Here is a 12,439-nt window from a genome sequence, read left to right on the forward strand (position 1 = left end):
CGTCGTTCGCTCGCGCTCTCAACTACGAATAGGCAGACGGCGTCGACTATCGCGGACTAACCGCCTTCGCTTCGCTATCCATGGCGGTCAGCGATTGATGAGTATGAGCTAATACCCTTAATAGCTTATCGATCGTGCTATTAGGGTTTACCTGTAGAGATATTGAGCGGTAACTACAGTATCTTCATTCAACGATATTGAATGAGGCGGAGTGAGCGATGAAGAGTAGTTGTAGCCTGACAAAAAGATGCATTATCCAGTTCATTGTGTTTGCATTTTTGTTCGTTATCGGTGTCGGAATCGCTTCCAAGGCTGTTGCCGATGATGATGTTGTAAAGGTTGTCTACCACGCCGACTTCTCTGATCCACGCCGCTTCAGCTCGATGCTGACCAGCATTAACAATATGGTTACTCACTATCAGAATGAACTGATCGAGTACGACGTACGTATTATCTTTGTCGCCCACGGCATCCGTTTCGTCACCAATGACAAGCTCAAGGATACCCCCTTTGCCGAAGATGCCGCGATGGCTGAGCGCAGAGCCAATATTAAAGGCCGTCTCGAAGCGTTACACAGTGTGCAGGAGGTTAAGCTCGAACTCTGCGATATCACCCGTTCACAGATTAATCTCGCCGCCGATAAGCTCTATGAGGGCATCGAATCGGTTCCCTCCGGTGTGGTACGTCTTGCCGAGCTGCAGCACGAAGGCTTCGCCTATATCAAGATCGAATAGGTATGTTTGAAGCCCGGTCGATGGGTATTGAGAAAAAGAGGCTGCGAGCCTCTTTTTTTATGGGCCTTTTGGCTGATCGCATTTGCTTGCGTTAACGTTCCAGGCATTGCGACTTCGCAATAGGATGCTCTCTACCTCTATCGATCTACCGTGTTGTTTAACGATGAAGTAGGCGTGGCTTAATATCAGTTCGGTTCCTTCGCCTACAGTCTTGGTGGTGTAGAAGGGTTCAAAGATCTTGGCAATCTGTTCGGACTCAGTGTCGCAGCCATCATCCTCAATCTCTATCGAGATCGGCGATCGGAATCATCCAAAGAAAATAGTAATGTGGATGCCCTTTCAGAGTCTTCCACAGTACACAAATTCTTAATTACTTTAATCGTTGTTATCGTCGTCTCACTATTGAGCTATTGGGTTGGACTATAAATAGTTCGCCAACAAACGCTGTGTTGGTACTGTTTGATGGCTGATCCGCTGATCCGAGGCGTTAGCTACCTGCTTGTAAAGTGACACCACTTACCCACGCCTCACTCGCGCTTCGCGTCAGATCATAAACCCCATTGGGATAGAGTCCCGCTCCGATGATCAATAGTGCCATCACCATAATGATGGTCAGTTCACGCCGTTTCAGGTCGAGGCTATCGGCGACGACGGTGCTCTGTACCGGGCCGAGGAAGGCCTGACGGTAGATGGTGAGGAAGTAGCCTGCACCGAGGATCAGACCGAAGAGTGCCGCAAGTCCGGTGCCGGTGTGGGCATCGAGTACGCTGATCAGAATAGCGTGTTCAGCAGCAAAGCCATTGGTGCCGGGTACGCCCATGCCTGCAATGCCGAAGAGGAAGTAGAAGGCGGCGAGCAACGGCATGCTCTTGGCGACACCACCGAGGCTGGCGTAGTCGGTTGAGCCGATGCGTTGGTGTAGGTAACCCGTCAGCAGGAAGATGCCACCTGCCAGGACGACGAAGTTGAGTAGCTGGAACAGCGCGCCCTGCAGACCAATGATCTCAAGTGAGGCGATACCGAGTACAACTAGACCTGCGTGACTGATGCTGGAGAAGGCGAGCATGCGTCGTAGGTTGCTCTGCGCCAGCGCCAGGATCGCACCGTAGATCACCCCAGAGATTCCCAGTCCGGCCAGCAGCCAGTGGAACTCGTGCGCGGCCTCGGGTGCGAGTGGAATGGTGAAACGGATCAGACCGTATAGCCCCAGTTTCAGGCCCACCATGATGGCGGTGATTGCGGCCGGACCCTCCATCGCTACCGTCGGTAACCAGGAGTGGAACGGCACCACACCCGCCTTGGCAGCAAAGCCAACCAGCAGCAGGAAGAAGACGGCAGTCTGAAGCTCAGCCGGGAGCGGTGTGGAAAGCAGCGTTTGGTAATCAAAGACCAATCCGCTAGCCCCCGTGTGATTGAAGGCGAGTACCAGGAAACCGAAGAGCATCGGCACACCGGTGGCCATCATAAAGAGGGTGTATTTCACCGCCGCGTAGCGACGGTTGGGCCCGACACCCCAGAGGCTGATCAGGAAGTAGGTCGGAATCAGCGTCAGTTCCCAGAAGAGGAAGAAGAGCATGGTGTCGAGGGCACAGAAGATGCCGATGACCGAACTCTCCAGCACCATCAGCAGCATGAAATAGAGACGCGGCAGGGTTCGGGTTGTGTTCCAGGAGGCGAGGATTACGCCAATGAAGAGCAATACCGTCAGCGGCAGAAAGAGAATCGAGATGCCATCAACGCCGATCAGGTAGTCGACATTGAGCGTCGGAATCCAGCTGTGGCGCTCGACCAGCTGAAAGCCGCTGTTGGCTGGATTGAACTGCGCCACGGCGATGAGCGAGAGCACCAGATCAAACAGTGCGGCAGTCAGCGCGATCCAGCGCGCACGTAGCGGGTCGGGGGTCAGCCAGATCAGTAGCGCTGCAACCGGCAGCGAGACGATCATCAGACTCAGAATGGGGAAGTCGTTGGTAACTGTATCAAGCATCGGTAGAGATTCCTGTAACGACCATTCAGTGAGCGGTGGCGCCGTAGAGTGTGTTGAGGCCATCGAATGAGTGTTCGATCAGCTGCAGCCACGGATCGGAGTGGAAGCCGGAGGTGAGCAGCACGGTGATGATGGTGCTGGCCAGGATCAGCTCCAGTGTTGAAGCGGGTGCGATCTCGCGTGTCATGCTCTCGGGCTTGGGCGCGAGGAAGGCGCGCTGGAATGACCAGAGCAGGAAGCCTGCGGCCACCACGTTACCGACCGCCGCTGCCACGGTGACAAGAGCGCCGAACTCTCCGATTGCCGCCTCCAGCATCAGATGCGCCGCATCGAAGCCGGGGGTGCCGGGCATGCCGACGATCGAGAGACCGGCTATCAAAAACGCGATGGCGATAAAGGGCAGGTGGTCGAAGAGACCGCCGAGACGGTCGAGCTGCATGGTGCGGGTACGCCAGAAGACGATACCGGTCATCATAATCAGGCCGGCACTGGCGAGACCGAAGTTGGCCGAGAGCATGGTGCTGCCCTGAAAGGCGGTGTGGTTGAGGCTGAAGAGCCCGATCACCAGCACGCTGGTGTGGCTGACCACGGCAAAGGCGAGCAGGCGACGCAGGTTGGTCTGCATCAGCGCCAGGGTGGCGGCGTAGAAGATACCGGCCACGGCGAAGGCGACGATGAAAGGCTGCCAGTAGAGCACCTCATCGGGCAGCAGCGGGAAGACAAAGCGCAGCATGCCGTATACACCGATCTTGAGCCCCAGCAGGAATACCGGCGCGACCGCCACGGTGCCGTGCTCAGCCGCCACCGGCAACCAACCGTGCAGCGGGAAGAGTGGGGTACGAATGGCCAGACCGTAGAAGAGCAGGAAGAAGAGCACCGACTGGATCGAGGCGGCGATCGGCACCTCAAGCAGGCGCGGCAGATCGAAGCTCCAGACGCCGGTGACATCGACGTAGTTCCAGCCGAGCATCAGTACACCCGCCAGCAACAGTGTGGCGCTGGTGCCCATAAACTGCAGGTAGCGCGCCAGCGCGATATTGCGCTCCAGTGAGGTGGCCCAGCGCCACAGCAGGTAACCGACAATCGCTAGCTCGAAAATCGAGACCAGTACAAACCAGAGCATGTCGGTGGTCATGAACATCGCCATCAAGGTCGATTCGGCTCCGAGTGCTGCAGCGAGAAAACGTGAGGTCTGTTCAATCGGAATCACGCGACCGTAGACCACCACCATCAGACTCAGCAGTGCGGTCAGCAGAATAAACAGCACGCTGATGCCATCAACCGCCACGTGGTAGAGCAGTGGTCCAAACAGCGGCAGCTGCTCGGCAAACTGCATGTTGGAGGTGGTGTGGTCGAACTTCATAAACAGGAGGATTGCCAGGAGCAGTTCGGCGCCGGTGACGAGATAGGCGATCGTGAAGCGGTGACGACCTTCGCGCAATATCAGCAGGGCGGCGGCTGCAATGAGCGGCAGCAGCTGCATCACGGCCAGTAGTGGGAAGTCGAGGCTGGTGCTCCAGTGTTGTTCGGTGATGATCACTTCGGCAGATTCCTCAAATAATCACGATGAAGGTGATGGCGATAAGCAGAATGAGATAACGCGGCTGACTCAGCAGCATCTCGATCTGGGTCAGGTAGGCACCGATATGGCGAATCAGTTTCAGCAGTCCCTCACCGCCGCTCTTCAGTACCAGATGCTCCTCGAACCAGTGCAGACCAGAGGCGATCCACTCCATTATCTTGCCGAAGACACCGCTGCCACGACCGATCTCACCCTCGACCAGTACTCCCTTACGGTTCTCCCACTCGGCCAGTGAGGAGAGGGCGTTAGCGGAGCCGGGCAGACCGGCGAGCTGGTTGACCACCTTCTCATCGAAGCGCTGTGCATCACGGGCCAGTCCCTGGGTCGGGCGTACAAACAGCGCGTCGGCGAGATTGTCGAGCCAGAAGCGCTGCAGGCAGGCGGTGTAGAAGGCGCGGCGTTTGGCGAGCCACGCCGGTACCGGACGGGTGGGGCGTACCATGTCGTGCATCATCGATGGCGCGGTGAGGAACTGCCAGGCGCGCCACACGGCGTGCAGCACCATGTAGATGACAGCTACTTCAAACAGGCCGAGGCCGCAGAGCAGGAACATCAGTCCGACATGGGTGGTCACGGAGAAGATCAAAACGCTCTTTACGTCGGTCTGCACCAGTGAACCAAAGTAGCCGTAGAGCATGGTGAGCAGGCCGAAGATGATCAGTGCCGCCATCGCCATCGGTGACTGCTCGAACAGCGGTTGTAGACGAACGACCAGGTAGACACCGGCATGCACCATCAGTGCACCGTAGAAGATTGCACTCGAAGGGGTCGGTCCCTCCAGGGCGCGAGCGATCCAGGGCGAGAAGGGGACCTGCGCCGATTTTGCCAGCGCGGCGAGCAGGAAACCGCCCGCGATCAGACCGGCACCGATACCGTCGGGATCGTGCGCCTCGCTGGTGATTAATGGCCATTCGATACCGCCGAGATAGGAGAAGCTGAGGAAGATCGCCATGATGAAACCGGCATCGCCGATACGGTTGGTGACAAAGGCGCGGGTGGCGTTCTGTGTCGCAGTCGGTCGGTCGAAGGCGTAGCCGATCAACAGGTAGGAGCTGACGCCCGCCAGCTCCCAGCCGATAAAGGCAAAGACCGCGTTGCCTGCAGTGACGATCAGCAGCATCGCACCGCTGAAGAGCGACATGATCATGAAGAAACGCTGGAAGCCCGCCTCACGGTGCATGTAATTGACCGAGAAGCGCATCATCAGCAGTGAGATCAGCGCCACCAGTGTTGCCATCGCCAGACTCAGGTTATCGAGGGTGAAGCTGAGCAGCACCTGATAGCTGCCGGTGGTGAGCCAGGGGGCGAGGGCGATCTGCCCCGGTGCGTTGCCGGCCATGATTGCGCTGGCATCGAGTACCAGCATCAAGATCAGTGAGATGGCGGTGGCGCTGATGGCGATCTGTGCGGTCGGCTGTTCGCCGATCTCGCCGCGGTTGAAACCGGCCAGATAGCCAATGCCGATCCAGAGGGCGGCGAATATCGGCAGGGCCGGGACGAGCCAGATGAGGGTGTTAAGCATTTGCCACCTCCTGCTGTTCGATCAGCGCCGGGGTGAGCGGCTCGCTGTGACCGTTGTACCAGTCGGGTGAGCGTTTCACCGTGGTCAGGGGCGGCTGATCACCCTCCCATTCAATCCAGCCTTGACTCGGATCGAAGCTGTGGATGGTGCCGCTGTCGGGGTCTTTGGCGGCGAGCAGCAGCCAACCGTTGCCGACAAGCTCCTGAATCGGTGGCTGACGTTTGTAGATCTCGGTCAGCATCTCGGTTGTCGCCTCACAGATCACCAGTAGGCGCATCGCCTCGTGGATCTCGATCATCTGTCGCGGCAGGCCGGTACGCAGATCGCCACTGGTGCCGTCCATCACGCCCAGCAGGCCGGAGACGTTGTGGGTCACCTTGGAACCGGAGCCGTACTCCTCGTTATTCACCGTGGAGAAGTAGTACTCAAGGCTGATACCGGCACCGACTGGGCCGTTGGCCAGCAGCAGTCGCTCCAGCACCGCGCCCGACTCGTCGGTGGTTGGGTCGTAGGAGATGAGGAAGATGCGGCGATCGAAGAAGGCACCCTGGGTCACCGAGCGACGACCGATCAGCGCTGAGGCGTTGGTGGCGTGGCCCAGCTCGGGGCGTGCCTGACTGAAATCGGTAGCGCGACCGGCGATGTGGCGATACGCCTGCTTCAGACTCGGATTGTCGGGTGCGGAGGCGAGACGGCGGCAGCGTTCGTGGGCCGACTTCTCGGAGGCCTCCAGCAACTGTGCCTGCAGGGTGGTGAACTTTTTCTGCAGCGCTTCGGGAATGATATCGGCGTCGTACCAGATGATCTCCTCGTTGCAGGTGTTGTGCTCGGCCCCGATGAACCAGGTGTCATCAGGAATCGTAATACCACGTTCGACGAGCAGTGCACGCACCTCGGGGCGGTTGATCATCGCTGCCAGGATGCGGGCGTTGGGGCCACTGTGGCGACCGCTGCAGGCACCGCAGTCGTAGGCGGCCAGATGTGGATTGTTCTGGCTGATCGAGCCGTGACCCATGATCACCGGCAGCGGTGAGTGGTCACTCAGCAGTCCGATGTTCTTCAGGAACGCCTCGGCACGATCGGCCTGCTCGCTATCGGTAAAGCCCTGCTGCGGTGCCTCGGGGGTGGCGTCGCTCTTCGCTTCGGTAGCAGTGAACTGGATACGGGTGTCGATACGCTCCTGCTCGAAACTCTGGCGGCTCTTCTCCACTGCTCGGCCGAAGCCGAACGGGGCGATGCTCTTGCCGATCAGTGTCAGTAGTGCAGCCGGTGCCGCAGCGGTGATCAATAGTGCCGAACTGAAGATGTTGCGCTGGGTCGACTGGGCCAGTAGCGACTTGATCTTTAGTCTCAGTGAACGGCGCTGGCTATGGCTCTCGGCGAGCGGCTGATGCTCCGGTTTGGCAACCTCACGCACGTCGTGTGTCGGCACCGCGACCACCGGGCAGAGCACGCTCGGCTTCTCATCGTCGAGACCGTGCCAGAAGTTGAAGACGTTGAAGTGGGCCGCGGCGCCCATCGTCTCGACACTGGGGGCGAGCTCTTCAATATGGCGGCGGATTCCCTCTTCACGATCATCCATACAGAAGATGACCTGCGCCGAGGGGCGCTGTTCGCGGACTGCCCTACGGCCGCGGCCGTGGTTGGCGGCTATGGCGTTGAAGACCTGCTCGCGGTAGTGGCGTTCATAGGCGCGCAGCCAGATAAAGCCGGCGCGGTTGTCGCTGAGCTCATCGAGCAGATCGAACATCGCATCGAGCTGTGCGGTGTTGAGGGTGCGTATCTCATCACCGCAGAGGCCGAGGTGCTGAGCGATGCGGAACAGCTGCCAGGCATGGTGCTGCACGGTGTAGCTATCGGGTCGGTCGGCGGCAGGACTCTGCTGCCAGGTCCAGATCATATCGGCAAGCTGCTGCCACGGTGCGTAGTTCTCCGTCTCGGAGTGGGCACGTTCGATCTGGCGCTGTGCCTGTGTGATCAGGTATTCCGGCAGGTGGCTGTTGAACAGCGCGTAACGAATCAGGAACTCGGAGCTGCGGCGCTGGAAGTACCAGCGCAGCACATCGAAGCTTGCCTCGAGCTGCCACTGCTTGCGGCAGATGCGCTGGGCAAAGAGGCGCTCAAGGATCAGCCGTACCGCGAGGTAGTCGATCATCTCGACCTTGGTATCGAGACCCTCGTAACCGGGATTGAGATGACGCCAGAGGAACATGCCCGACCAGCCAGGAATCTCCAGCGAGAGCAGCTCCAGATAGCGTTCCCACTTCGACGCCTCAAGACCGAGACGGCGTAGCTCGATGATGATCGTCTCGAGTGGATCTTCGGGCAGAAAATCGAGCTCGTCACGCCATTCGGGTAGATCATCAAAGAGCCAGCCGAGATCGTTGGCGGCGCTGTTGCGCCAGGCGGCGTAGAAGCCCTCACTGCGATCGATATTGTGCCAGGCGGCCATGCCCTGATCGAGATAGGCGGCAAGGTAGCGCACCAGTGTCGGTCGCAGTTCGTCGAGCAGATCGATACCGGTGACCGCCTTCAGCACACCGCGCAGGGTCAGGTCGGAACCGGCCCGTTCGAGCAGTTCGCTTAGCAGCTCCTTGGAATGTTGCTGGGCGCGGTGGTGATGGGAGTGTTCTTCACCCGACTCCTCGCCGCTGAGCGAGGTCAGGATGCGTTCGGCATCCTCGGGTGAGAGGTCGATCAGCTCCTCGGGGTGGAGAATGTAGTACTCCAGACCCAGCCCCTCAAGGCAGGCGCCCCAGAGATCGTTGATCGCATCGGCCTCGCCGTTGAATCCCTTCTCGGCGGCGGCCTTGAGCAGTCGCTGACGACGCTTGTCACTGACGTCATCCTGGAAGCTGTGCAGTGCATCCTGCTCCTCAATCTTCCAGTTGAGCTGGCAGCCGGTGAGGCGGTTGAGCGGGTTAACCAGTGCAGCGATGGTGATCTCGCCGCGACTCACGGGACCCGAGGTGCTCTGGAACAGCACCTCGTCGGCATTCAGCTCAGGACTCTCGTTGAGAATCTGCTGCAGGTCGGTGCGGTTGATGCGTCCCTGTTTGTAGAATTTACGGAACTGCTCGATCGGCAGGTAACCGTGTACACCGCTGTTCTCTTCCACCGCCGCCAGTGCGTCGGGAAAGGGGAGCTTCTCGTAGCCGTGCAGGGTGTTGTGGTGGACAAAGTCCTTGATCGGTGCCTGACCGGGAAGCACATGTTCAAAGTGCTCGATGGCGTGGTTAAGGCGTTCGCGAATCTCTTCGATGGTAGCGGAATGGCTGGCGTTGGACACGGCTACGGCTCCTTATAGTGTGCCCGCAAACGCGGCGCTCATCTGTTCAACCGAGCTGGAGACCAGCTCCAGTGCCGGGGTCGGGTAGAAACCGATTAGCACGATGGCTGCGGTGAGCACCCCGGCGGCGACCATCTCGGTGCGGCGCAGATCCTCTATCGCGGCCATCTCCTTACGGACCGGGCCGGTGAAGAGGCGGCCGACGGTGCGAATCGCATAGGCGGCGCTGATCAGCACGCCGAGGCTCAGCAGTACGACCACCCAGCCCCAGCGTTCGAAACCGCCAATCAGGGCGTGCAGCTCGGCGATGAAGCCGACCGTGCCGGGCATGCCGACGGCGGCGACAAAGGCGAGCACGGTGAAGAAAGCGAAGCGCGGCGTGGTGCGAACCAGCGAGCTGTAGTGGGTGACATCGCGGGTCTGGGTGCGCTCATAGAGCAGACCGATGAGCAGGAATAGCGCACCGGCAACCAGGCCGTGGGCGAACATCTGCATTACCGCGCCGGTCAGTCCGGCGACATTCATGGTGGCGATGCCGAGCAGTACCACACCCATGTGGCTGATCGAGGAGTAGGCGATCATCCGTTTCAGGTCACGCTGACGCCAGGCGAGCAGGCCACCGTAAACAAGACTGAACAGCGCCAGTGCGGCGAGAAACCCCTGCAGCGCGAGCACTGCGGCGGGCAGCATGTCGGCGGCGCGGATCAGGCCGTAGGAGCCCATCTTGAGCAGGATGCCGGAGAGCAGGATCGAGACCGGACTGGGCGCCTCGACATGCGCCAGCGGTAGCCAGCCGTGGATCGGGAAGATCGGCATCTTCACGCCGAAGCCGATCAGGAAGCCGAGGAAGATCAGAATCTGGGTCTGCTCCGGCAGGGCGCGGGCACCGGCGAGCATGGTGTCCATGGCAAAAGAGTGGCCAGGCAGGGCATCAAAGAGGATCAGTACGCTCAGTAGCAGGAAGACCGAGCCGCCCATGGTGTAGAGCACGAAGTTGAGCGAGGCGGTGTGACGCTGCTTGCCACCCCAGCGGTCGATAAGGAAGAAGAGCGGGATCAGCGTCAGCTCCCAGAAGACGTAGAAGAGCGACCAGTCCTGCGCCATGAAGACGCCGAGCATCGCTGATTCGAGCAGCAACATTAATAGGTAGTAGCCCTTAACCCGCTCCTTGATGCTGGCCGAGGCCATGATTGCGATCAGACTGAGCAGGGTGGCGAGCAGGATCATCGGCAGCGAGAAGCCGTCGATACCGAGTGAGAAAGAGGTGCCGAGACGTGGATTCCAGGGAACATTGACGCTGAACTGTATGGCGGCGCTAGCGGTATCGAAGGAGAGCAGCAAACCCCAGCCGAGCAGCAGCGTGGCACCCGATGCGGCGAGTGCGGTGTTGCGAATCAGTTGGCGATTGTCGTTCGGCAGAACAGCGATCAGCGCCGCGCCGATAATGGGGAGGAACAGCAGCAGAGTGAGGTTGTGCATTCCCGATCCAGTCTTAAGTCAGAAGGTGTTAGATGTTGTCGGGAACAGTAGATAATCCGTGTTCCCAGGCCATTTTACTTATTAATAAGGCGGCAAAAACTACCACGAAGGGGCTCGAATGTCATTTTTCTGACTGTTTTGCCTGTTTTTATATTTGTCATCTTCGAACGGCTGGGGGGCTGTTTGACCATGTTCTCCCAAAGAGGAGCGTATTAAGGGAAGAACATTCGACTCAGTGGCTGCCGGCTGCTCACAAGCTTTGGGCCACTGAAGAACGTGCGGACTGATTACTAAATAGCTTGTGTTTGGGATAGGGGGAAATAGCCTTCATCTTCCCTCTGTCCGGGTGAAATTACCCAAGTCATAGTACTGGCAAGTGGTGCAGATGGTGGGCTGACTTATTTATTAACTACGGTGCCTGATATTGACTGAATGCAGGTTTACGAATGTCATGATTGTCAGGTAGTATCCGGGCCAAGGGATTATAAGTGAGCATGGAAGTCGATCTAACTTCTCAGCCCCCCCCCCCACACACACACACTAATAACGAAAAAAAACGTGAATATCCGGTCGGATGCCGGGTTTGAGAAGAGACCCTATGAGTTCTGTTATTAAGTCAGCAACCCTTGTTGCTGAATGTGCTAAGCACCTTCCATCTGCGCTTCGAATAATGCTCTTTATGTCCTGGGTATTATGCGAGCGTCACTTCTTTCGTTATTCGAATCCACATTTAATTCTAAGGCGATGAGTATCGCTAGTAGAGCGAACATAACTTCATATTCATTACGATTGTGTTGAAGGTGTTGGCAGCAAGTTATCGATTAATAAAAACAAATCTCACGGCTTGATAAAGGTCGTGTAAAAAAAATAATTTTTAAGGAAGAAAAATCATGATGACTTTGGTCACTAGCAAACAATCGATACAGAGAATCCTGGATAGCACAGTAATGGTCATGGCAACCCTGTATGTGGGAAGTCTGATAACCATCGGCTACGCAACAATTGCGGAAGCATCTCCGTCAGGCAGTGTGAATCTAGCGGAGTCATACCATTCCATGCAGAACGACGTTTCGCTGCAATCACCTGTTAGTGACACCGAACACCATGAACTACTGGTGATCGATGCCGCCGTGGCCGAGCGTGAAACCCTACTTAAGGGCCTCAGCCCAGATGTCGAAGTGCTGCTGCTAGGCAAGGGCGAAGGCCTGGAGCGTATCGCTGACAGCCTCAAAAGTCGCCACGGTCTTGATGCCATTCATTTGATGTCACACGGTGAACCGGGACGCCTGCTACTCGGTGATGCAGCCATTGACCAAAGCAACCTTAACCAACACCAAACTGAACTGACAACCATCGGTGCCGCCCTGAAAGAACAGGGCGATTTGCTGATTTATGGGTGTAATGTGGCGAAGGGGAAGAAGGGTAGTGCCTTTGTTCGCCAACTGGCCGCTGCGACTGATGCCGATATTTCTGCTTCTGATGATTTGACCGGTGCGTCTTCTTTGGGGGGGGATTGGGTTTTTGAGTCTACGTATGCAGTTGAGACTCGTGTTGCCCTGAGCGATGAGGCGATAGCAGCTTATAGTGAAACCCTTGTTCCAGTAACGATAACGAGTAACCCCCAATAGCCACGATTCATCAGCAAATGTCCTGCTAGGAGACGCATTCGGAAATTCATTCACTGCGACGAAAACAGGAGTTATTACAAGCATCAATCTTTTGGCAACCACTCCAACCGCTGACTCTACAGGGGAGTCGCTATTTTTGCGAGAGTTTGTTTTGGGCATCCAAGCCCAAGCAAACAGCAAAAACTTCACGCGACCGTTTATGCCTACGGCGCCCCGAC

General features: G+C 57.7%; 8 protein-coding genes. 2 read left to right on the forward strand and 6 right to left on the reverse strand.

All coding sequences use genetic code 11. The annotated features are described in order from the left end of the window. Positions 1–218: 218 nt before the first annotated feature. A complete protein-coding gene (locus BOW52_RS14845) occupies positions 219–734 on the forward strand; it encodes a DsrE family protein (RefSeq protein ID WP_078484866.1) in 516 nt (171 codons plus the stop codon). 57 nt (positions 735–791) lie between these two features. Here the strand turns inward: BOW52_RS14845 and BOW52_RS18025 are convergent, their stop codons facing one another. The 6 genes from BOW52_RS18025 to BOW52_RS14875 all read right to left on the reverse strand — a co-directional run bounded on the left by BOW52_RS18025 (position 792) and on the right by BOW52_RS14875 (position 10,593). Next, positions 792–1,028: an ATP-binding protein gene (locus BOW52_RS18025; protein WP_078484872.1), complete on the reverse strand. Its 237-nt coding sequence runs from the start codon at positions 1,026–1,028 to the stop codon at positions 792–794. 193 nt (positions 1,029–1,221) lie between these two features. After that, a complete protein-coding gene (locus tag BOW52_RS14855; RefSeq protein ID WP_078484867.1) occupies positions 1,222–2,721 on the reverse strand; it encodes a complex I subunit 4 family protein in 1,500 nt (499 codons plus the stop codon). Positions 2,722–2,746: 25 nt separating this feature from the next. Beyond that, positions 2,747–4,261 carry a complex I subunit 4 family protein gene (locus BOW52_RS14860; RefSeq protein WP_236725771.1) on the reverse strand — a complete coding sequence of 505 codons (1,515 nt, stop codon included), beginning with the start codon at positions 4,259–4,261 and terminating at the stop codon, positions 2,747–2,749. Between the two features lie 13 nt (positions 4,262–4,274). Beyond that, positions 4,275–5,825: an NADH-quinone oxidoreductase subunit 5 family protein gene (locus BOW52_RS14865; protein WP_078484868.1), complete on the reverse strand. Its 1,551-nt coding sequence runs from the start codon at positions 5,823–5,825 to the stop codon at positions 4,275–4,277. Next, positions 5,818–9,114: a DUF2309 domain-containing protein gene (locus BOW52_RS14870; protein WP_078484869.1), complete on the reverse strand. Its 3,297-nt coding sequence runs from the start codon at positions 9,112–9,114 to the stop codon at positions 5,818–5,820. The genes BOW52_RS14865 and BOW52_RS14870 overlap by 8 nt, the downstream gene beginning before the upstream one ends. 12 nt (positions 9,115–9,126) lie before the next feature. After that, positions 9,127–10,593, reverse strand: coding sequence for a complex I subunit 4 family protein (locus BOW52_RS14875; protein ID WP_078484870.1), 1,467 nt, complete (start codon positions 10,591–10,593; stop codon positions 9,127–9,129). A gap of 890 nt (positions 10,594–11,483) precedes the next feature. On the opposite strand from BOW52_RS14875, the gene BOW52_RS14880 reads away from it, so the two are divergent. Further along, entirely contained in the window at positions 11,484–12,221 is a 738-nt protein-coding gene (locus BOW52_RS14880; protein ID WP_078484871.1) for a DUF4347 domain-containing protein, read from the forward strand. Positions 12,222–12,439 lie beyond the last annotated feature (218 nt).

Source organism: Solemya pervernicosa gill symbiont (assembly GCF_002020875.1).
Lineage (GTDB): Bacteria > Pseudomonadota > Gammaproteobacteria.

Excerpts from the sequence above, each read along its gene's own strand:
- BOW52_RS14880 (WP_078484871.1), top strand. The coding sequence starts at position 11,484 with ATGATGACTTTGGTCACTAGCAAACAATCGATACAGAGAATCCTGGAT.
- BOW52_RS14855 (WP_078484867.1), bottom strand. The coding sequence starts at position 2,721 with ATGCTTGATACAGTTACCAACGACTTCCCCATTCTGAGTCTGATGATC.
- BOW52_RS14875 (WP_078484870.1), bottom strand. The coding sequence starts at position 10,593 with ATGCACAACCTCACTCTGCTGCTGTTCCTCCCCATTATCGGCGCGGCG.
- BOW52_RS14865 (WP_078484868.1), bottom strand. The coding sequence starts at position 5,825 with ATGCTTAACACCCTCATCTGGCTCGTCCCGGCCCTGCCGATATTCGCC.
- BOW52_RS14845 (WP_078484866.1), top strand. The coding sequence starts at position 219 with ATGAAGAGTAGTTGTAGCCTGACAAAAAGATGCATTATCCAGTTCATT.